Origin of the sequence: Leeuwenhoekiella palythoae (genome assembly GCF_900130045.1) — a bacterium.
Lineage (GTDB): Bacteria > Bacteroidota > Bacteroidia > Flavobacteriales > Flavobacteriaceae > Leeuwenhoekiella > Leeuwenhoekiella palythoae.
The window spans coordinates 570,471-592,105 of the sequence record NZ_FQXT01000003.1; the positions used below are offsets into that span (position 1 = coordinate 570,471).

Here is a 21,635-nt window from a genome sequence, read left to right on the forward strand (position 1 = left end):
ATAACCTTTCAACCCCAATAAAAAAAGCCCTTTAGCAAGTGCTAAAGGGCTTTCTAATATTAGAAAATGTTAGGGCTTAGTTACCGCCTTTTTCCATTTGCTTTTTCAATGCTGCAAGAGCATCATTTGCGTCTCCTAAAGTAGGTGCACTAGCTGCTGCAGAATCAGCTGCTTTCTTAGCTGCCTGCTTAACAATCTTAGCTTCCTCTTCTTTAAACAATGCAGTATGCGATGCAACTACACGTTTAAAGTCTTTATTAAACTCAATGATTTGGAATTCTGCCTCATCACCTTTACCAAGTTTGCTTCCGTCTTCTTTCTCTAAGTGACGTCCTGGAATAAATGCCACGATGTCCTCGTTGAATTCAACAGTTGCTCCTTTGTCTACAATTTCTCCAATTGTACCGGTGTGCTTAGTTCCTACTGCAAAATCAGCTTCATATTTATCCCAAGGATTGTCTTCAATCTGCTTGTGACCTAAGCTTAATTTGCGTCCTTCTACGTCAAGCTCAAGAACTACAACTTCTAGTTTATCACCGATATTTGTAAATTCTGATGGGTGCTTGATTTTCTTAGTCCAAGAAAGGTCTGAGATGTAGATAAGACCGTCAATACCTTCTTCTAATTCTACGAATACACCAAAGTTAGTGAAGTTACGTACAATTCCGGTGTGACGAGAACCTACAGGATATTTAGAAGTAATATCTGTCCAAGGATCTTGAGTCAATTGCTTGATACCAAGAGACATCTTACGATCTTCACGATCCATAGTAAGAATTTGAGCTTCTACTTCGTCACCAACGTTTACGAAATCCTGAGCGCTACGTAAGTGCGTAGACCAAGACATCTCACTAACGTGGATAAGACCTTCTACTCCTTCTTCTACTTCAACAAAAGCACCGTAATCTGCGATTACTACAACTTTTCCTTTTACTTTATCACCCACACTTAAAGTCTCGCTAAGAGCATCCCATGGGTGCTTCTTAAGCTGCTTAAGACCAAGTTGGATACGTGTTTTATCCTCATCAAAGTCAAGGATAACCACGTTAAGTTTCTGATCAAGATCAACGATCTCATTCGGGTGGTTGATACGAGACCAAGAAAGATCTGTAATGTGTACCAATCCATCTACGCCACCAAGGTCAACGAATACTCCGTAAGAAGTAATGTTTTTAACGGTACCTTCAAGAACCTGACCTTTTTCAAGCTGCCCGATGATTTCTTTTTTCTGCTCTTCGATATCTGCTTCGATAAGGGCTTTGTGAGAAACAACAACGTTTTTGAATTCTTGGTTAATTTTAACCACTTTGAATTCCATTGTTTTGTTTACATAAGCATCGTAATCACGAATAGGCTTCACATCGATCTGAGAACCTGGTAAGAACGCTTCGATACCAAATACGTCTACGATCATACCACCTTTAGTACGTGCTTTTACAAAACCGGTAACAATAGTACCATCTTCGTGAGCTTTGTTTACACGCTCCCAAGCTTTGATCACACGCGCTTTACGGTGAGATAATACTAATTGACCAGTTGCGTCTTCACGCACGTCAATTAATACCTCAACAGTATCACCAACTTTAAGATCTGGGTTGTAACGGAACTCGTTAAGAGAGATTACACCTTCAGACTTTGCGTTGATGTCTATAATAGCATCACGATCTGTGATGTTGATTACTTTACCTTCAACAACTTCGTCATCAAGAGTGTCAACAAAGTTTTCTGCAACCAGCTTTTCAAACTCATCTAGCTTGTCATCATCGATAGGATCAATTCCTTCTTCGTAGTTGTGCCAGTTGAATTCTTTAAGAAATTTCTCAGGATTAGCTTGAGCAGCGCTTTCGTAACCTTTTGGTTCTTTAATTGCATCAGGAGTAGCAAGTTCTTCTGCTGCTGCAACATTTGTCTTAAGCTCAACTTCTTCCTGAGCTTCTGGTTTTTTATTTTCTTCAGCCATTGCTGATTAATAGTTTGTATTTTACGCTTTTGTGGAAACTAAACAACTCAAAATCGTAAAAGAGGTTTAAAATACATGTTTGGTTTCAAGAGATTCATTTTAAGTCCCTCATCCTTTTGGGTTTCCAACCGTTGTCAAAAGGAGTGCAAAATTACATAAACTTTTCTAATTTTCTATTCTGAAATAAAAAATATGTTAGCAGAAAAATCAAACACCACATTTACGGGGCAAACCACTAGACATGAACTCTTTGGAAAGGTATGGAAAGCTCCCGATCAAAAAGCTGTGGTTTGCATCATTCACGGTTTTGGAGAGCATTTAGGAAGGTACACTCACGTTGCCGAATATTTCAATACTAAAAACATAACCTGCTATGCAATCGATCTGCCCGGCCACGGAAATTCTAGCGGTGAACGTGGCGTGGTACGCTCCTTACAGGATTTTATTTTAGCAGTGGACTTTCTTTATGAGAAAGCCATTCAAGAAAACCCGGAAACACCAGTATTTTTATATGGTCACAGTATGGGCGGCGGTATCGTTTTACGCTATTTATTAATGACTGCAGATCCACCGGCAGGAGCCCTCGTGACTTCGCCTTGGCTAAAGCTCGTCAACAATCCCGGAGCATTGCAAATTATTCTGGGAAGAATGGCCTTGACCTTTGCTTTAAATCCAGTGAAGGAAACTAAACTCAACCCTGAGGATCTTTCTAGAGATGCTGAAGTAGGAAAAGCTTACCAAAATGACCCGCTGGTACACGGTAAGGCTTCAATAAAATTATTTTTTGGTCTAAACGACAATGGCGTTTACCTGATGGATAAAACTTTTGATTTTAGAACCAAATTACTTCTAGCACACGGCACCGAAGACAACATCACAAAATACCAAGCTTCAAAAACTTTGGCTTCGCGTCATCCTGATCAAATGGATTTTAAATCTTGGGAAGGTTTACGACACGAAACGCACAACGAACTCAACAAAGAAGAAGTTCTTGAGTTTTATAGCAATTGGATTTTAGATCAAGCGAATTCTTAATAGCGAAAATTGCGGTTATACAATTTAAGCAATTGCATTTTTATATTTTGTCGTGTTAATTTGAATACCTCAACCATTTCCCGTTGATTAGGTTGCTGCCAATTATAATAGGTAGTGACTTTTAAAAATGTAGGCTGAAACTGCTTATTACCATAATATTTGAGATTCACCAGCCAGTCACCAGAACCTAGATCATCAATCAAAAACTCTTCTGAAGTATAGCCTTTAAGTTTTTCATCTCTGATGCGTTCGGGACTTTGCTCTAAGGAATGATTCACCACATAAGGTTGATTTTGCGGATTCACAAATTCAAGATCAAATTCGGCTTCAGAAGTGTTCCATTCAAACACTAAACGAACGTCGTAAGCGAGTTCGCTTTTATTTTCGGGGAGTGAGAATTTAGCATCTGCATCGATCTTGTCTTTATGCTGAAAATACAGAGCTTCCATCTCCCGGTAAACAATCGCGTCTATTCCTGTGCCGCTCAAACTATCTGTGTTATTCATATAGCCCATATACATCAACCAAGCTTTCTGATAGTTTTCAGCAGCAGCAAACGAATTGCCTAAATCCCGATACGATTGCGCATATTGCGGTCGCAGTCTGAATATCTTCTTATAAACCGAAAGCGCTTTTTCACGATCAGCGTTTGCTTCATAAGTATATGCGAGCACCTTCAAGGCTTCAGCATTGGTTTCAAAAGCGGTTTCCATTTCGCTTAAAACCGAATGTGCTTTATCGGTGGCATTTTTATCATAAAAGTACTGAGCAACATCAGCATAAAATGCGACGTCTCGTGCATTGTTAACAAGCGATTTTTCATAAATACTAAAAGCTTCTTCCAGAGTATTTGAACTTTCTAAATCCTTCTGATATTCCGGAGTTACTGTGATTAGACTTTCCATTGCAATAGCGTCGTCAGAGTAAATCCTTTGATTTCCGTAGGTCTTGTTGACTTTTTCTTTACGCTGTGAAAAATAAGCGCCTTTTGTACGCACTACAATTACGCCACCTGAAGCCAGACTCCCGTACCTATTAGTCTGACTCAATGATTTTAAAATAAGAATATCCTGTACATTCGCTATATCGATAAATGGCGGTTCTGTATAAATTGTTCCATCGATATCCCATATAGCAGGTATGTTATTATTTATAGAATTACCCGCTCTAATATAAATTTCTCCTTCACTATTTACTTCTAATCCTGCTGCTCTACCATCTATAGCTCTTGCTAAATCTACCGCAGCTTGATTTAAACTAGCTCCTTTTACATATGCCGAAGAACCACCAGTACTGATATACCCCATCGCTGTTGGCATTTTTCTAGGTTTACCATTTGGACCAAATTCTTCTTGAAAATCGCTTTGATTCTTGTTTTTGGTAGTGACGGTTACCTCATCAAGATCATTAACCTCGGGCAGCATTTTTACATTGAGCGTTCTAGTAACATCTTCTATTATGATCGTTACGGTTTCTAGTCCTACATAAGAAAATTGTAATTCTTGACGTGGCGCCACATCGATGGTATAGTATCCCCTACTATCTGTTGCGGTCATAACTTCTGTACCCACCACAGTAACTTTAGCACTAACCACAGGTGTTCCTAAACTGGTAACATAACCGGTCACCTCCTGTGTGCTTTGTGCAAATAGACCAAATGAAACACTTAATAAAGTCAAAAACCATAAAACACCTATTCTCATAATCTACTTAAATCACATAATTACAGTAAGTTATATAAAACTATTGATTAAAATATAAACTGAACACAATAAGTTTAAATTCTTGAGACAGATTGCACTATCAACAATTTCAATTCAGATTTTTAAAGAATCAACTAATTTCCAGACTGATAATTTAGAATTATCTAGAAATAACTACTTCACAAAAAGCTCAAGTTGATTTTGTTAACTTTAGAAGCACTAACTAAAATGTTTCTAGATGAATACAAAAATTACATTATTATTTCTGCTGATAGGACTAGTTGCTTTCGGGCAAAAAATTCCTAAAGACAAAAAGCAGCTTATTGCTTCTGTTGAAAATCACAAAGAAGAATTGATTTCGATAAGTGACCAAATTTGGGCAAATGCCGAAATCGCTTTTCAGGAAACCGAATCTTCAAAACTACTTGCCGATTATGCCGAAGCAAACGGTTTTACCGTAGAACGCGGAGTTGCTGATATTCCTACCGCATTTATTGCGACCTATGGAGAAGGCAAGCCGGTAATAAGTGTTCTGGGTGAATTTGATGCCCTCCCGGGAATCTCTCAAAAGGCGCAGCCTACTAAAGAACCCCTGGAAGCTGGCGCAGCAGGTCACGGATGTGGTCATAACCTTTTTGGGACCGCAAGTCTGGGTGCAGCTATTGCGGTTAAAGAGATGATCGAAGCCGGAAAAATTAAAGGCACCGTAAAATTCATAGGTACTCCTGCTGAAGAAAAATTCTTTGGGAAATTATGGATGCTCGAAGCAGGGGTTTGGGATGATGTAGATGTTAATGTAAGCTGGCACCCTTCTGCAGATACTAAAGCAGATGTACAAAGTTCGCTGGCTATGGTTGACTTTATTGTAGAATTTAACGGTCAAGCGGCGCACGCTGCGGCAGATCCTTGGAATGGGCGCAGTGCTTCTGATGCGTTAGAGTTGTATACCACGGGAATCAATTATTATCGAGAACATATCAAACCTACCGTACGCATTCATTATCATATTCAAGATGGTGGTCAAGTGGTTAACGTGGTGCCTGATTACAGCAAATTGTGGGTACGCGTGCGCAATACCGATACTAAAGGAATGCTTCCGGTTTTTGAACAGGTAAAGAAAATGGCAGAAGGTGCTGCTATTATGGCAAATGTAGACTACAAATATTCGCTTGTTTCCGGTATACGTGAAACTTTGGTAAACAGAACCGGCGGAGCCGTAATGCAAGAGAATCTGGAGCTTTTAGGCCCTTTAGAATATACGGAAGAAGAAATCGCTTTTGGTAAAAAGATTCAAGAAATGACCGATAAACCTCAAGTAGGAATGGACAGCAAGATCTATCCCTTTGAGGAAACCAGAGAAAATCCCGGCGGCGGCTCTACAGATGTGGGTGACGTAAGTTGGAATGTGCCTAATATCAATCTTGGCGTAACCGTTGCTCCTAAAGATACGCCCTGGCATTCCTGGGCGGTTGTCGCATGCGGCAGAATGTCAATAGGCCATAAAGGAATGGTAATGGCTTCAAAAGCCATGTCAATGACTATGTATGATTTATTTGAAGATGCAAAACTTGTTGAAGAAGTAAAAACTGAATTTAAAGAACGTAAAGGGGACGATGTTTACAAAGCGATGATCCCCGATGGACCACCACCTATTGGTAACTAAAAAAAATCCCCGTTCAGTAGTGAACGGGGATTTTTCCTTTAAGCAATTTTTGAATTAACTATCTAAACTCATAATTGCTTTTTCATTTACAAATTCTTTAATACCAAAACCACCGTGTTCTCTACCATACCCGGAAGCTTTTACACCACCAAAAGGCATATTAGGTTGTGCGAGACCAAAACTGTTGATAAATACCATACCGGTGTCAAAATGATTTTTGGCAAGTTCAAAAGCTGCCTTTTCGTCTTTTGAAAATATACCACCACCTAAACCAAAGCGGCTGTCATTTGCGATACGCATCGCATCCTCATTATCTTTTGCTTTGATCAGCGAGGCAACAGGACCAAACAACTCATCATCATAAGCCGGTTGACCGGGTTTTACATTACCTAAAACTGTTGCTGGATAAAAGTAGCCTTCACCTTTGGGCAAATTACCACCGCATAAAACTTCGGCTCCATTAGCAATACTTTCTTGAACCTGATCGTGCAATTTCTCTCGTAAATCCTTACGCGCCATTGGTCCGATATCCACAGTATCATCAGTAGGATCACCAAATTTGATTTTTTCCATTCCGGCAACGAATTTTTGCTTGAATTCATCGTAGACTTTCTCCGTCACTACAAAGCGCTTGGCGGCAACACAGGTTTCCCCGTTATTATAAATTCGTCCTTTAATACTCCATTCTACTGCGGTATCAACATCAGCGTCATCTAATACTAAATACGCATCGTTAGATCCCAATTCCAATACGGTTTTCTTTAAAGCTTTTCCGGCTTTTTCACCAACCACTTTTCCTGCTGCTCCACTACCGGTTAAGGTAACTCCGCGTACCAAATCATTTTCAATAATAGCGTCAGATTGGTTGTGCGAAATTCTCAACACCGTAAATATATTTTCCGGTAACCCTGCTTCACTAATAATTTTTTCGATCAATAATGCAGAACCGGTCACATTTTCGGCGTGCTTCAGTAGAACCCCATTACCCGCCATTAAATTAGCGATGGTATAACGCATTACTTGATAGGTAGGGAAATTCCAAGGTTGGATGCCGTAAATTACACCAAGTGGTGAATATGTGATCACACCTTTTCCGCCTTGCGGCAGGGTACGCTTTTCATCCTGTAAAGCTTTAGGCCCATTTTGCGCAGTATATTCGCAAATACCTACACACAAATCAACTTCTTGTTCTCCCTGACTGATGAGTTTCCCCATTTCTTCAGTCATCAATTTGACCAATTGCTCTTTATGCTTAGCAAGACTTTTACCTATTTTCTGAATAAACGCTGCACGTTTTTCTAACGGAAAGGTCTTCCACTCTAAAAAAGCATTGTGCGTCGCTTGAACCGCATCACTTGCTTCTTGATCGGTCATCATCTTATATCGATCAAGAGGTTTACCGGTAGAAGGATTTATAGTTTGAATGGTATCTTTACTTGTAGCCTTTTGCGTGGCATTGGGCTTATCTAAAATGTCTGTACTCATAATAGTTCTTTTAAATAGTTTTCGGTATTACTTAAATAGTAAGCAACCACAATTTTTATTTTAAAGTTAATGAGTAGCCTAACCGAAACAAGGGGTTTTAATAAAGCCTTAAGCACATCTTATGGGGAATTTAGCATATGATTCTTCAAATAAAGACTGAAGTATGAAATTAGTGTTTATGCTTCCACTGAAATAAAAGCTGAAGTATGATAATGAGTATGGAATATACTAACCCTAAAGTCGCCACGCCCGCCCACTGATAATGCTGCCAGGCGTAAGCTCCGGTAACCGTACCTAAGGCTCCGCCTATAAAATAAAGCACCATATAAATGGTGTTTACCCTATTGCGCGCTTCTGGGTTTTGATTAAAAATTATATTCTGATTGGTTACATGTAAACATTGCAATCCAAAATCAACCGACAAAACTCCTATCACCAGACCAAAAATAGAATTTCCGCTAAATTGAAAAACGATCCAAGACACAATGAGAATAGCTGTAAAAATATAGATGAGCTTCTTAGGCGGATATTTATCATTCAACTTACCCGAAATAGTAGCGCCTAAAGCTCCTATCATTCCCAAAACGCCAAAGAGTCCGGCTGCACCACTACCGTAACCAAAATTGGTTTCCATCAAAAATACTAGCGTGGTCCAGAATGCGCTAAATCCTGCAAAGCCCAATGCACCTCGTAAACCGGCAATACGCACTTCGGGCTTGGTTTTAAATAATTTCCAAAGCGATTGCATGAGTTGAGAATACGTTCCTTTAAAATTGGTGGCGACATCCGGTAATTTAAAATAAAGCAGTGCCGCGTAAACAAGCATTATCACAGCGGCTACGTAATACATAAAACGCCAACCAAAATACTCTCCTACTAATCCGCTGAGAAAACGGCTTCCTAAAATCCCGATCAGCAAACCGCTCATCACGATCCCAATGGCTTTACCTCGGTTTTCTTCGGAAGCGAGTTGAGCAGCCATCGGCACAAACAGCTGAGGCACTACAGATGAAAAACCCACACAAAAACTAGAAATTGTAAGCACGGTAAGAGAAGGCGCCATTGCAGTCACCAACAGGGAACCAATAATTGCCACAAAATCGATCAAAATGATGGTTCTTCTAGAAAATTTGTCCCCTAACGGAATGATGAAAAGCAAACCAAACGCATATCCTAATTGTGTTGCGAGCGGAATATTGCTCACCTGCGCTTCAGTTACCGAGAAGGTTTTGGCCATTAAATTAAGAAGCGGTTGGTTGTAATAATTGTTGGCCACAACCAGACCCGCTCCTGCAGCCATCAAGTAGAGTAGCCCACGATCAAGTTGGGTAGCTTTCATTAATAAAAAAGGGATTTCAAAAGATTAGCATCTGCCGAAGATACGGTCCTTTGCGAGTTGTAAAAGAATATGAAACTGGTCTTCAATATTAGTATGCGTATTGTCTAGCAAAATCGCATCTTCTGCCTGCACAAGCGGAGAATCCGCTCTTGATGTATCAAGTTTATCACGCTTCTGAACATTCTCTAAAACTGCTTCATAACTTACGGCATCGCCTTTAGCTTTAAGCTCTTCAAATCTACGGCGCGCACGCTCGTCTGCAGATGCGGTCATAAATACTTTCAACTCAGCATCAGGGAAAACCACAGTACCAATGTCACGACCATCCATCACGATACCTTTTTCTTTGCCCATCTCGTGTTGCTTTTGCACGAGCAGTTTTCGTACTTCGGGAATCGCAGCGATCTGACTTACAAAGTTGGATACTTCTAGTGTTCTAATCTCCCGTTCTACATTTTCGCCGTTAAGATAAACGTCGGCAATCCCGGTCTCTGCATTCATTTGAAACTTTACTGAAACCATAAATAAATGCCTGATCAACGCTTCTTTATCAAAATGACCGGCTTTGATAAATAATTTACGCATCGCATATAATGTTACGGCACGATACATCGCACCGGTATCTACATATACGTAGCCTAATTCTTTAGCTAGCATTTTGGCTACTGTACTTTTACCTGTAGAAGAATAGCCGTCTATGGCAATGGTTATTTTTTTCAAAAGTTTATGCTTGAAGATTAAATAGTATCTTAATGACTTTAGTTCAAATCTATATTCAAACCAAAGAATCCTGAGCTGGCAGCAGTGTTGTAACGCGCGTAGCTGTAACTCAGGCGCAATTTATTAAACTTCACAGAGAAACCGGCACTTAGACCTGCAAAACTACGCTGATCGACGATGCGCAATTCTTCGGCTCTACGCACACTATACCCCAACCGAATATTAAAGCCTTTATCTGGAAATAATTCTGCTGCAAAAATCATATGGCGAAGCGCTTCATCAAAGAAATTGACATTTTCCGGGATAGAATTTCCATTTAGGTCTGAAGTTGCACGTGCGGGATTAGCAAAGGCCAAATTCCAATTTTGAAGGTTTTCTAAAGTTAAATGCCATCGCACCGGAACGTATTCTAACTTTTGAGAAATTCCAAGATCCACTTCTAGCGGAAGCCTTTCATACGTAAAATCGTAAGCCGTAAACTGCGTACCAATATTGCGCACCACTCCGGCAATATTGAGTTCGAGTTTATCATTAACGTAGATAAATCCTAGATCTACAGCGCCACCCAATGAAGTGTACTGCTCCAATTTTGAAGAAATCAATTTAACATTAGCTCCAACAAAAAAATCTGTTCGCGGAATATTATAAGCATACCCCGCAGAAAAGGCCACTTCGCCTCCACTAAAGTCTGCTGTGGCATTGCCGCGCTCATCATAGCCTTCAAAAGTGCCATAATTTACATAAGTGACCCCGGCGTGAAAAACGCCACTCCGCCGATCGTATTCATAAGCGTAGCCTACAGTCCCATAATTTACATCGGCCAGATAGTTGACATAGTTTAAAGAAAGTTGATTATGCATTTCTGGATTGATCGTCGCCGGATTGAATAGACCACTCGTGGGATCGTAACTGTAATCAGTCAAAAGTTTTCCGCCTAGCGCAGCTTGTTTTGGCGAAGAAACTAAATTCAGGAATTGATATGTCGCACGACCTCCCAATTGCGCCCAAAAACTGAAGCTCGTCAACAAGGCTAAAATTAAAAGTAGCTTTTTTATCATATCAAATCATCAAACAACCCGTATCGCAAAACGTATACAAGTATACTTTATTTCTACCCCATTAAAAAACCCGCTAAGTGACTTAGCGGGTTTGATTAAAATGTATCTAGAGGTTTAAAGTTGCTTGGCACGTTTAACCTTTTCATTGGTCAAAGCAATGTCAAGTACTTCGCTCATATCATACACATAATGGAATGTAAGACCTTTTAAGTAATCTTCATTGATCTCTTTAACATCACGCTCATTCTCTGCACACATAATGATTTCTTTAATGTGCGCGCGTTTTGCTGCAAGAATCTTCTCTTTAATACCGCCTACAGGCAATACTTTTCCACGCAGCGTGATCTCGCCGGTCATCGCGATGCTTTGCTTTACCTTTCGCTGTGTAAATAATGAAACTAACGAAGTCAACATTGTGATCCCTGCACTCGGCCCGTCTTTAGGCGTAGCACCTTCGGGTACGTGAATGTGTACATTGTACTTTTCAAAAACGCTAGGATCAAGTTCCAGGTATTCGGCGTTTGACTTAATGTATTCCATTGCAAGGGTAGCACTCTCCTTCATCACTTTCCCCAAGTTTCCGGTAACGCTTAGATTTCCTTTTCCTTTAGAAAGTATAGATTCAATAAAGAGAATATCTCCGCCTACTTGCGTCCAGGCTAGTCCGGTTACTACACCGGCTACCTCATTATTTTCATATTTATTGCGCTCCAGTTTTGGAGAACCTAAGACATCAATAACCGTCTGGTTGTCTATTTTGATCTTGTAGTTCTCTTCCATCGCAATATTTTTAGCCGCATAACGCACCATTTTTGCGATTTGTTTTTCTAAGCCACGTACACCAGATTCACGCGTATAGCCTTCCACGATTTTCTCTAATTGAGGTTTCGCGATCTTCAGTTGATCTGCGGTTACGCCGTGCTCTTTTAATTGCTTTGGAAGCAAATGACGCTTACCGATTTCTACTTTTTCTTCAATGGTATAACCAGTAACGTTAATGATCTCCATACGGTCACGCAATGCCGGCTGAATGCTTCCTAGATTGTTTGCCGTAGCAATAAACATCACTTTAGAAAGGTCAAAACCAAGTTCTAGGAAGTTATCGTGAAACTCTGCATTTTGCTCAGGATCTAACACTTCAAGCAAAGCCGAAGAAGGATCTCCCTGATTGCTATTACTCAACTTATCAATCTCATCTAAAACAAAAACCGGATTGCTGGTTCCTGCCTTTTTCAAATTCTGAAGAATTCTACCCGGCATCGCACCAATATAGGTTTTACGGTGTCCGCGGATTTCGGCCTCGTCACGCAAACCACCTAAACTCATACGCACATATTCGCGTCCAAGCGCCTCAGCAACCGATTTCCCTAAAGAAGTTTTACCAACTCCCGGAGGTCCGTACAGACATAAGATAGGAGACTTCATGTCATTTCGCAGTTTTAATACTGCGAGATATTCAATAATTCGCTTCTTAACATCATCTAATCCGTAATGATCGCGGTCAAGAATTTTCTTCGCACGCTTTAAATCGAATTTATCTTTACTGAATTTATTCCAAGGAAGGTCTAAAAACAGATCCAGATAGTTACGCTGAATACTGTACTCTGCAACCTGCGGATTCATTCGCTGCATTTTGGCAAGCTCTTTTTTGAATTGCTTACCCACTTTTTCATCCCACTTTTTCTTTTTCGCACGCTGACGCATTTCTTCAATCTCATCTTCCTGAGAAACACCACCCAATTCCTCTTGAATGGTTTTCATTTGTTGATGCAAGAAATACTCACGCTGCTGCTGACTCATATCATTATGCACACGGCTCTGAATGTCATTTTTCAGCTCCAGTTTTTGCATTTCGGTATTCATATAGCGCAACGTCTGTAACGCACGTTCTTGAAGGTCATTGATCTCCAAAAGGCCTTGTTTTTCATCAACACTCAAGTTCATATTAGAACTCACAAAATTGATGAGAAACGATTCGCTCTCAATATTTTTGATCGCAAAACCTGCTTCACTAGGAATATTAGGGGATTGTTTAATGATCTGCAATGCCTGCTCTTTAATCGACTCGATAATCGCTTTAAATTCAGCAGAATCTTTTTCGGGTTTGGTTTCAGCAACTTCGCGTACCGTCGCAACCAAGTATGGTTTTTCGGTGATAACTTCAGCAATATTAAAGCGCTTTTTACCCTGAATGATCACGGTAACATTTCCGTCAGGCATTTTCAACACACGTAAAATACGCGCCACCACACCTGTAGTATTGATATCGTCTGCAGATGGATTTTCTACATCGCCGTCTTTCTGAGAAACCACACCAATGATCTTTGAACCTTTATTTGCTTCGTTGATCAAGTCGATTGACATATCACGACCCGCAGTGATAGGAATCACAACACCGGGAAATAACACGGTATTTCTTAAAGGAAGTATAGGTAAGGTTTCAGGTAATTCTTCTCTATTGATCTCATCTTCATCCTCAGGAGTCATCAACGGAATTAACTCAGCATCACCTTCAAAGTCCTGCAATGACAGATTGTCAAGATTTGTAAATTTTGTTCTAGCCATATTATTTAACGCCACATTGTCACGATTTCAATTCTTTTGAAAACAATGCGATCTTTTTTATTTGATTTAAACCCTTTAATAATGGGCTTTTAAGCTGTTTAGTATCTTTCTTTACTTCTATAATTCAATTCCTATGCCACCTTAACTTTTAGGGTTGATGGAAAAAAATTCCGCAGAACTGTAACAAACTGCTTACCGACGTATCTTTATACTGAAGCATTAACCTATTGAACACAACTAACCATCATATTGATCTGCTTTTAGAGCAATGTAAAAACGGAAATCAGCACGCGCAGCTTACGGTTTACAAAAGGTATTATAAAGCTATGTACAATACTTCGCTACGTATTGTAAGAGATAGCGCCGAAGCCGAAGATGTAATGCAAGAGTCGTTTTTAAGTGCTTTTACAAAGCTTGATTCGTACAGCGGTGAAGCAACTTTTGGTAGTTGGTTAAAACGTATTGTCGTCAATAACAGCATCAGCAGTTATAACAAACGTAACCGACTCAAAGAAGACGATCTCGATGATACGCTTTACAAGTTAGAAGAAGATCAAGGCATTACTGAATGCGACACTAACCATCTCGAGGTGCAACGCGTTTTACAGACGATGAATCATCTTAAAGAAAATTATAGAATGGCGCTTACCCTGAATTTGATCGAAGGTTACGATTATGAAGAAATGAGCGACATTCTGGGAATAAGTTATGCCAATTGCAGAACCACAGTTTCCCGAGCAAAAGAAAGTTTAAGAAAAAAATTGAGTGAGCTAATCACCGAATAATTATGAAACCGAATTTAGAAAACTGGTTTGAAGAACAGCGCGACTGTTTTGACATTGCCGAGCCCGGCGATGGTCACGAACTGCGCTTTTTAAACAAACTCAAAGAGACACAAGTAGAAGAAAAAACCGTCAAAAAGCTAGACTGGTGGAAACCCCTTGCTTCTGCCGCTGCAATCGTACTGATCGTTTTTGCAGGCTACGCAACCCTTAAGCCTGCAAATAGTGGCGCGGAATTGGCTGCAGTTTCCCCTGAAATGGCTAAGACGCAGGATTTTTTCACCAAAGCTATTGAAGAAGAACTGTATAATATCAACGAGGCTCGAACTCCTGAAACGCAAGAACTGGTAGAGGATGCTCTTGTTCAGCTTGAAGCATTAGAAAAGGATTACCAAGAGCTTACCGAAGATCTCGCTACTAGCGGTGAAGACAAGCGTGTGATTTATGCTATGATCGCCAACTTTCAGTCACGTATAGATCTGCTCAATACAGTTTTAGAAGAAATCGAATCAATCAAAAAAATTAAAAACGACGTATATGAAGACCAATTACTATAAATATCTTTTTCTTTTTCTAGTTACCAGCGCGGTAACTTTTGCAAACGGCAATGATCCTGACCGCTTTAAAGGCAGGTATACAAAAGAAAAGAAGATTAACAAGCAATACAATGTGAATGCTAATGCGTTGCTTAAAATTAACAACAGCTACGGCAACGTTGATGTCATTTCTTGGGATCAAAACCAAGTGGTTATCGAGGTGCACATTAAAACCAACGGTAACGACGAGGACAAAGTGATCAAAAAGCTTAATCAGATCGAAGTAAGCTTTGAAGCCTCTGCAGATATGGTTGCTGCACGTACCGAAATTGAAAGCACAAGTAGTTCGTGGTGGAGCAGCTGGACCTCAGGAGGAAACAATGTAAATATGGAGATCAATTATAAGATCAAAGTTCCTGTTACAAACAAAGTTGATCTTAGCAACGATTATGGTGGGATTTCAATAGACAAGATCAAAGGCCAGGCAAAAATATCTTGTGATTATGGACATTTAGATTTAGGCGAATTGCTTGCAGACAATAACCTGCTGAGTTTTGATTACACTAACAACTCCAATATTGCTTATATGAAAAGTGGAAAGATCAGAGCAGATTACAGTGCGTTTACGCTGGAAAAAGGAGGGAATATCGAACTCAACGCAGATTATACCAAGTCAACCTTCGGAAGCATAAAGAACTTGCAATATTCTTGCGATTACGGTGGTCTTAATCTGGATGCCGCAGAAGCCATCAAGGGAAGTTCAGACTATTTAAGCGTAAAGCTTGGCAAAATCAGCGGCCCGGTTGACCTCAATATGGATTATGGCTCGATACGCATTGACGAGCTTACCGCCAGCGCCGGTAATGTGAGAATCAACTCAGAATACGCCGGAGTAAAAATTGGTTACAATGCTGCTTATCAATTCAATTTTATTATAAAACTGGATTATGCAGGGCTGAACGGCGAAGAAGATTTTGAGATCACCAAACGCCAGATCGAATCTTCAGATAAATACTACGAGGGCTACTACGGAAGCGCTTCAGCAAAAAATAACGTGAACATCAACTCTGAATACGGGGGTGTAAGTTTTTATAAAGTCAATTAATCACTAATCAATCAAAAAATGAAAAAAATCATTCTAATCTTAGGTATTGCGCTCGTTTCTTCAACGGTTAACGCACAATGGTGGGGCGGCAAAAAAATAACTGGAAACGGAAATACTACTACTGACACCCGCAACTTAAGCGATTACGATGAAGTAGGCGTTTCAGGCTCATTTGATGTAATTCTTGTGGCAGGAGCCGAAGGAAAAATCACTGTAGAGGCCGAAGAAAATCTTCAGGAGTATATTATTACCGAAGTTAAAGGCGATAAGCTTAAAATCTATACCGAAGATGGCGTTAGCTTGAGAACCAGCCGCAATAAGGATATCATTATTACAGTTCCCTTTAAAGATCTTGAAGCGGTAAACCTAGCCGGAAGCGGTGACGTTACCTCTAAAGATGTCATCAATGCAAAAAATTTTAAATGTTCGGTTTCTGGTAGTGGCGATATGATTCTTGAAGTTAATGTGCAAGATGTAACCGCATCAGTAGCAGGAAGCGGAGATCTTTCGCTTAGCGGAAGCACGCAAAAATCTCATTTAAAAGTAGCAGGAAGCGGTGACTTACACGCTTCAGATTTGAAAAGCAATGATGCTGAGGCCAGCATCGCAGGTTCTGGTGACATCAGCTTAAACTGTAATGGCGGAACCTTAAAGGCAGCCGTAGCAGGATCAGGAGATATCGTGTATACCGGTAAACCTGACAAAGTAGATTCTAAAGTTGTAGGCTCAGGAAGCGTGAGCAATTAAGAAAATTTTCATCAATCAAATCTGGAAAATGGCTGTCCCAAAAGGGCAGCCATTTTCTTATTCTACTTGTTCTACAATACGCTTCCGCGGAACAAAGAACAATAGAATTACACCTACGATAAAGAACACAATAAAGAATAAAATAGCATTACGTATGTTGTATTGGTCTGCTATAAATCCATAAGTAGACATCCCGATCACAATCCCTATTTTTTCTGAAACATCATAAAAACTGAAATACGAAGCGGTGTCCTTCTCTCCTTCCGGAATCAATTTAGAGTACGTAGAACGCGACAACGACTGAATCCCACCCATCACAAGACCGACAAAAGCAGCGGTAAAATAAAACTGAAACGGCGTGGTGATCGTATAAGCATAAATACAAATCGCGATCCAAATGCAATTGATCACGATCAAGGTTTGAATATTACCAAACTTAGCCGAAGCTTTTGAGGTAAGCCACGCACCAAGAACCGCAACCAACTGAATCAATAAAATACTTACGATAAGTCCGGTGGTGCTGTCTGTAGTTCCCCAGTCGAGTTCTTCGATCCCAAAATAAGTGGCGATAAGCATAATCGTTTGAACCGCCATACTGTACACAAAAAATGCCATGAGGTACGTGCGCATCGGTTTATCTTCTTTCAGCTTTTTCCAAATTTTGCGTAGTTCTTTAAAACCGTTGAACATTACATTTTTGGTTAGCTTCTCTTTCTTGTTTCCTTTAGGCAAATAATAGTAAGTATACTGACTGAAGCCTATCCACCACAATCCCGTAAGCACAAAAGATAGGCGTGTTGGCAAACCTTCGTCTTCAAAACCAAAAGTCTCATACATCAAGATCATCGCTAGACAAACGATGAGTAAGATCACGCTGCCTATATAACCTAAAGAATAGCCTTTTGCACTTATTTTATCCTGCTGGTGAGGAAAAGCGATATCCGGCAAATACGAATTGTAAAAAACCAAACTAGCCCAAAATCCTATCAAGGCGAGAAAATAACACAACAGCCCAAACCAGAGATAGTTCATATTAAACCAAAAAAGACCTATACAAGAAAGCGCGCCCAGATAGCAGAAAAACTTCATAAAGCTCTTCTTATTCCCTACATAATCTGCGATTCCGCTTAAAAACGGACTCAAAAAAGAAACGACCAAAAAAGCAGCGGCCGTGACGTAGCTGATGAGCGTATCATTATTAAAATCGTATCCAAGAAAATTTACCGAGTCATCTAGGATTTTTCCTTCTTCATCTTTTACGAGTGTGAGTGCGCCGTAAAAAATAGGAAAAACAGCAGAGGCGATCACCAAGCTGTACACCGAGTTTGCCCAGTCATAAAACGCCCAGGCGTTCAAAAGTTTTTTACTTCCTTTAGGTAAAGCTTCCATAAACTTAAGGTTGTTATTGAAGCGTCTAAAATAAGAAAGCCGCTTCAATAGAGCGGCTTTTCATTTTTATTTTTGCGTTATCCTACTTAAATGTAGTAACCCCGAATTTTTTTGCTTCAGCTTCTGCGCGCGGTGCAATTTGCGTAAGTGCTGCAATACGCGTATCTGGCGAAGGGTGTGTACTTAAGATTTCCGGAGTACCTGAACTTCCTTGTGCCTTCATACGCTCCCAAAGTTTTGGTGCTTCATAAGGGTCATAACCGGCGATTGCGGCAATGATGGTCCCGATCTCATCTGCTTCACTTTCGTGGCTACGGCTAAAAGGTAAAATCGCTCCTACGGTACTTGCAGTACCATAATATTGATTGAACAATTGCCCAGCACGAGAATCTCCAAGTGCTACGCCACCAACAGCACCCACAATTGATTGTCCTTGTTGTGCGGTCATACGCTGCGCACCGTGATTTGCCAATGCGTGTGCCAACTCGTGGCCAAGAATCATCGCTAAACCGGTCTCATCTTGAGCTACCGGTAAAATCCCGGTGTAAACCACAATCTTACCTCCCGGCATACAAAAAGCATTGATCGCTTCATCTTGAACTAAATTGTACTCCCATTTATATTCATCTAGATAATTGGGGTACCCTAAAGCCGTCATATAGCGCTCAGCAGCCTTTGCTATCTTGTTTCCTACACGTTGCACCATTTGTGCTTCGGCAGTACCTTTTACTACCGTATTTTGCGCAAGAAATTCATTGTACTGCTGAAATGCCATTGGAAAAATGGTCTCATTGCTGTACGCATTAAGTGTTTTCTTTCCGGTAAACGGACTCGTTTTACAACTTATAATCAGAAATATAGTCGCTAGTGCGACGAGTATTTTTTTCGTTTTCATTTTAAACTATTAAAGGTTAGCGGGTTGAAATTACAAATTCTGCCAAATTCTATTTTAACAATTAGCTTAACTTTAGTACAAGTTGTGAAAATTATCCTATCATATGCACTACCGAAAATTCTTTAGGCAGTTTTAAATATTTTTCCCTTTTATCCAGATTATTTAAGTCGTAAGCCACATTATCAACCGTGATCTTTTTGATACTGAAAGGCAGCCCAATGAGATTGAGTTTAATATACTCATATTCGGTTTCAAAGGTTCCTGTTTTAAACTGTTGAATACTTAAGTCCTTTGCCTTTCCGGTTAGTTTAAAATTTCTTAAACTGTAACGCCCTTTTTTGTAATCATAGCCATCGCGCGCATCTTCATAAACACGAGATTCAACGGTATCTTCAGCATAGTACACATCGAGCTTAAGCTCCTCGATTTTCTTTTCACCTACGTATTGTTGCACCGGATAACGCGGAATGATTGCACCTTCTTTTACAAAAATTGGGATGGTGTCAAAATCTGCATCCACCCAAAGTTCGCGCCCACCTTCTACAACTTCATTATTCCAGAAATCATACCAGCGACCACGCGCCAAGTACATGCGACGCCCTTTAGAATTAGGCTCTAAAATAGGACACACCAGAATATGATTTCCGAAGATAAATTCATCAGTACGATAATGCGTATGCACATCGTCTTGATCGCAATACACTAAAGGTTTCAGCATAGGAACTCCCTCAGTCGCATACTCATAAAACGCGGTGTATAAATAGGGAAGTAAGGTATAACGTAATTCAATGAATTTTCGGGTAACGTTGGTAACCTCATCGTCAAAAGACCAAGGCTCCTGGTCCCCGTGATGACCGCTAGAGTGCACTCTACAAAACGGGTGAAAAACCCCGAGTTGAATCCAGCGCACGAAGAGTTCGCCCGTAGGTTGTTCAGCAAATCCGCCAATGTCTGTTCCTGTAAAAGACATCCCAGAAAGACACATGCGCTGCACTTGATTATTAGCAATCCATAAGTGTTCCCAAGTCGCGACGTTATCGCCGGTCCAGGACGAAGTATAACGTTGCGCACCACTGTAGGCAGAACGGGTGATTACCAATGGACGTTTAGGGTACACGTAGCGTTTTACACCTTCATAGGTTGCACGTGCCATTTGAGTACCATAGATATTGTGAGCCTTTCGGTGGCTGCAAGGATGCCCGTCATAATCGTGACGTACATCATCAGGAAAGGTTTTTCCGGGGACTTCCATCACGGCGGGCTCGTTCATATCATTCCAAACCCCGCGCACACCAATGTCGTGCACCAGTTCTTTGAATAAATCTGCCCACCACTCCCGTACTTCCGGGTTGGTAAAATCAGGAAATGCACATTCTCCCGGCCATACCTTACCTACCATATCAGGACCATCGGCACGCTTACAGAAGTAATCATTTTCTAAAGCTTCTTTATACACCCAGTATTCCGGATCGATCTTTATTCCCGGATCAATGATCACAATGGTTTTAAACCCATCATCAAGAAGTTCTTTGACCATGCGTTTAGGATCGGGGAAATATTCTTTATTCCAAGTGAAGCATCGAAACCCATCCATATAATCGATATCCAGGTAAATTCCGTCACACGGTATTTTTAGGTCTCTAAACTTTTTAGCGATTCCTTTGACTGTACTTTCCGGATAGTAGCTCCATTTACACTGCTGAAAGCCTAAAGTCCATAGAGGCGGAAGCTCAGGTTTTCCGGTTAAATGTGTATAATTCTCAACGACTTCATTCATTCCAGGGCCATAAAGAAAATAGTAATTCATTTCCCCGCCGGGAGCCCAAAAGCTGGTAACATCAAGGCGCTCGTGACAAAAATCAAAACTTGATTTAAAGGTATTATCAAAGAAGATTCCGTAGGCTTGTTTATCTTTCAAACCAATATAAAAAGGCACCGATTTATAAATGGGATCTGTATCTTTACCAAAAGCATAGGAATCTGTCGCCCAATTAGAAACGCGTTTTCCGCGTAAATTGAGGTGCACCGGTTTATCGCCCATCCCGTAAAAAGCTTCCCCCGGATGCGAGCGCTTGCTCATTTTGACGATATTTCCGCCAAGGGTAAAACTTTCTTCATAATGAAAGCCTATTTCATCTTCATTGATCAAGTTGCCTTCCCGGTCTAAGATCTTTGATTGCAAGCTGATCTTTTCGATCTTAATGATCAACTTAGAAGTGGTTACAATATAGAAATTCTTGTTTTCAGAAAGCTCTAAGTGGTTGTACCCTATGTGATTTTCGGAATCTATCGCATAGGAAAAATCATCCTCGAGAATCCCTCTCGTCCCATACCTAAACCGGATCACGCTATCACGCAATACGGTTAATTCTAAGATTACATTGTTTTGGGTGGTGAAGTATAATGTGTCGACTTCTTGTCGAACGCTTTTGATCTCGTTTGGAAATTGATTTCCTTTTTGTTCTAACTCAGTATTAATAATCATAATAGCCTGTGTAAGGTGTTAGGATTACTAAATTAAAGGTTTCCGAAGTTAATCTAGGGGTCAAAACTAAAAGATATCAACTACAACGTTAACACTGCGTGCTTTTTGTTGCTACTCGAAAACAGCATACTTGTTCAAGCCTTGCCTTATGAAATTGATAAATACTTA

The 21,635-nt window shown here is 40.3% G+C and carries 16 protein-coding genes; 6 read left to right on the forward strand and 10 right to left on the reverse strand.

Annotated features, from left to right (window positions below):
• Positions 1–76 precede the first annotated feature (76 nt).
• Positions 77–1,960: a 30S ribosomal protein S1 gene (gene rpsA, locus BUA96_RS09680; protein ID WP_072982601.1), complete on the reverse strand. Its 1,884-nt coding sequence runs from the start codon at positions 1,958–1,960 to the stop codon at positions 77–79.
• Positions 1,961–2,152: 192 nt separating this feature from the next.
• Here rpsA and BUA96_RS09685 point away from each other — a divergent pair, with 192 nt between their 5' ends.
• The gene (locus BUA96_RS09685) at positions 2,153–2,995 is read left to right on the forward strand and encodes an alpha/beta hydrolase (protein WP_072982603.1); all 843 of its coding nucleotides are present in this window, start codon (positions 2,153–2,155) and stop codon (positions 2,993–2,995) included.
• Here BUA96_RS09685 and BUA96_RS09690 read toward each other — a convergent pair.
• Entirely contained in the window at positions 2,992–4,698 is a 1,707-nt protein-coding gene (locus BUA96_RS09690) for a carboxypeptidase-like regulatory domain-containing protein (RefSeq protein ID WP_072982605.1), read from the reverse strand. The two genes, BUA96_RS09685 and BUA96_RS09690, sit on opposite strands and share 4 nt — an antisense overlap.
• Positions 4,699–4,936: 238 nt before the next feature.
• Between BUA96_RS09690 and BUA96_RS09695 the strand changes: the two genes are divergently transcribed.
• The gene (locus BUA96_RS09695; protein ID WP_072982606.1) at positions 4,937–6,361 is read left to right on the forward strand and encodes an amidohydrolase; all 1,425 of its coding nucleotides are present in this window, start codon (positions 4,937–4,939) and stop codon (positions 6,359–6,361) included.
• A 54-nt stretch (positions 6,362–6,415) separates the two neighbouring features.
• Here BUA96_RS09695 and BUA96_RS09700 read toward each other — a convergent pair whose 3' ends face one another.
• The 5 genes from BUA96_RS09700 to lon all read right to left on the reverse strand — a co-directional run bounded on the left by BUA96_RS09700 (position 6,416) and on the right by lon (position 13,528).
• Positions 6,416–7,846, reverse strand: a complete 1,431-nt coding sequence (locus tag BUA96_RS09700) for an NAD-dependent succinate-semialdehyde dehydrogenase (protein ID WP_072982608.1) — start codon at positions 7,844–7,846, stop codon at positions 6,416–6,418.
• A 169-nt stretch (positions 7,847–8,015) separates the two neighbouring features.
• Positions 8,016–9,185: an MFS transporter gene (locus BUA96_RS09705; RefSeq protein WP_072982609.1), complete on the reverse strand. Its 1,170-nt coding sequence runs from the start codon at positions 9,183–9,185 to the stop codon at positions 8,016–8,018.
• A gap of 24 nt (positions 9,186–9,209) precedes the next feature.
• Positions 9,210–9,905: a (d)CMP kinase gene (gene cmk / locus BUA96_RS09710; RefSeq protein WP_072982611.1), complete on the reverse strand. Its 696-nt coding sequence runs from the start codon at positions 9,903–9,905 to the stop codon at positions 9,210–9,212.
• Between the two features lie 38 nt (positions 9,906–9,943).
• Complete coding sequence (gene porQ / locus BUA96_RS09715) at positions 9,944–10,963, reverse strand: type IX secretion system protein PorQ (protein WP_072982612.1); 1,020 nt, start codon at positions 10,961–10,963, stop codon at positions 9,944–9,946.
• Positions 10,964–11,077: 114 nt separating this feature from the next.
• On the reverse strand, positions 11,078–13,528 hold the full coding sequence (gene lon, locus BUA96_RS09720; protein WP_072982614.1) for an endopeptidase La: 2,451 nt from the start codon (positions 13,526–13,528) through the stop codon (positions 11,078–11,080).
• 227 nt (positions 13,529–13,755) lie between these two features.
• Between lon and BUA96_RS09725 the strand changes: the two genes are divergently transcribed.
• Genes BUA96_RS09725 through BUA96_RS09740 form a run of 4 tightly spaced genes read left to right on the forward strand, consistent with a single transcriptional unit; the run spans position 13,756 to position 16,698 of the window.
• A complete protein-coding gene (locus tag BUA96_RS09725; RefSeq protein WP_072982616.1) occupies positions 13,756–14,313 on the forward strand; it encodes an RNA polymerase sigma factor in 558 nt (185 codons plus the stop codon).
• A gap of 2 nt (positions 14,314–14,315) precedes the next feature.
• Entirely contained in the window at positions 14,316–14,867 is a 552-nt protein-coding gene (locus BUA96_RS09730) for a hypothetical protein (RefSeq protein ID WP_072982617.1), read from the forward strand.
• Positions 14,848–15,951, forward strand: coding sequence for a DUF4097 family beta strand repeat-containing protein (locus BUA96_RS09735; RefSeq protein WP_072982619.1), 1,104 nt, complete (start codon positions 14,848–14,850; stop codon positions 15,949–15,951). Before BUA96_RS09730 ends, BUA96_RS09735 begins: the two co-directional genes overlap by 20 nt.
• A gap of 18 nt (positions 15,952–15,969) precedes the next feature.
• Complete coding sequence (locus BUA96_RS09740; RefSeq protein ID WP_072982621.1) at positions 15,970–16,698, forward strand: head GIN domain-containing protein; 729 nt, start codon at positions 15,970–15,972, stop codon at positions 16,696–16,698.
• A gap of 57 nt (positions 16,699–16,755) precedes the next feature.
• On the opposite strand, the gene BUA96_RS09745 is transcribed toward BUA96_RS09740, so the two are convergent.
• The 3 genes from BUA96_RS09745 to BUA96_RS09755 all read right to left on the reverse strand — a co-directional run bounded on the left by BUA96_RS09745 (position 16,756) and on the right by BUA96_RS09755 (position 21,467).
• On the reverse strand, positions 16,756–18,087 hold the full coding sequence (locus tag BUA96_RS09745; RefSeq protein WP_072982623.1) for an MFS transporter: 1,332 nt from the start codon (positions 18,085–18,087) through the stop codon (positions 16,756–16,758).
• 82 nt (positions 18,088–18,169) lie between these two features.
• Positions 18,170–18,982 (reverse strand): M48 family metallopeptidase, encoded by an 813-nt coding sequence (locus BUA96_RS09750; protein ID WP_072982625.1) that lies wholly within the window; start codon positions 18,980–18,982, stop codon positions 18,170–18,172.
• Positions 18,983–19,073: 91 nt separating this feature from the next.
• A complete protein-coding gene (locus BUA96_RS09755; RefSeq protein ID WP_072982627.1) occupies positions 19,074–21,467 on the reverse strand; it encodes a glycoside hydrolase family 31 protein in 2,394 nt (797 codons plus the stop codon).
• Between the last annotated feature and the right edge of the window lie 168 nt (positions 21,468–21,635).

Bases quoted from the DNA above. Each gene is read 5' to 3' on its own strand.
- lon (WP_072982614.1), bottom strand. From the start codon at position 13,528: ATGGCTAGAACAAAATTTACAAATCTTGACAATCTGTCATTGCAGGAC.
- BUA96_RS09705 (WP_072982609.1), bottom strand. From the start codon at position 9,185: ATGAAAGCTACCCAACTTGATCGTGGGCTACTCTACTTGATGGCTGCA.
- BUA96_RS09735 (WP_072982619.1), top strand. From the start codon at position 14,848: ATGAAGACCAATTACTATAAATATCTTTTTCTTTTTCTAGTTACCAGC.
- BUA96_RS09685 (WP_072982603.1), top strand. From the start codon at position 2,153: ATGTTAGCAGAAAAATCAAACACCACATTTACGGGGCAAACCACTAGA.
- porQ (WP_072982612.1), bottom strand. From the start codon at position 10,963: ATGATAAAAAAGCTACTTTTAATTTTAGCCTTGTTGACGAGCTTCAGT.
- rpsA (WP_072982601.1), bottom strand. From the start codon at position 1,960: ATGGCTGAAGAAAATAAAAAACCAGAAGCTCAGGAAGAAGTTGAGCTT.
- BUA96_RS09690 (WP_072982605.1), bottom strand. From the start codon at position 4,698: ATGAGAATAGGTGTTTTATGGTTTTTGACTTTATTAAGTGTTTCATTT.
- BUA96_RS09750 (WP_072982625.1), bottom strand. From the start codon at position 18,982: ATGAAAACGAAAAAAATACTCGTCGCACTAGCGACTATATTTCTGATT.
- BUA96_RS09730 (WP_072982617.1), top strand. From the start codon at position 14,316: ATGAAACCGAATTTAGAAAACTGGTTTGAAGAACAGCGCGACTGTTTT.
- BUA96_RS09755 (WP_072982627.1), bottom strand. From the start codon at position 21,467: ATGATTATTAATACTGAGTTAGAACAAAAAGGAAATCAATTTCCAAAC.
- BUA96_RS09745 (WP_072982623.1), bottom strand. From the start codon at position 18,087: ATGGAAGCTTTACCTAAAGGAAGTAAAAAACTTTTGAACGCCTGGGCG.
- BUA96_RS09700 (WP_072982608.1), bottom strand. From the start codon at position 7,846: ATGAGTACAGACATTTTAGATAAGCCCAATGCCACGCAAAAGGCTACA.
- BUA96_RS09695 (WP_072982606.1), top strand. From the start codon at position 4,937: ATGAATACAAAAATTACATTATTATTTCTGCTGATAGGACTAGTTGCT.
- BUA96_RS09740 (WP_072982621.1), top strand. From the start codon at position 15,970: ATGAAAAAAATCATTCTAATCTTAGGTATTGCGCTCGTTTCTTCAACG.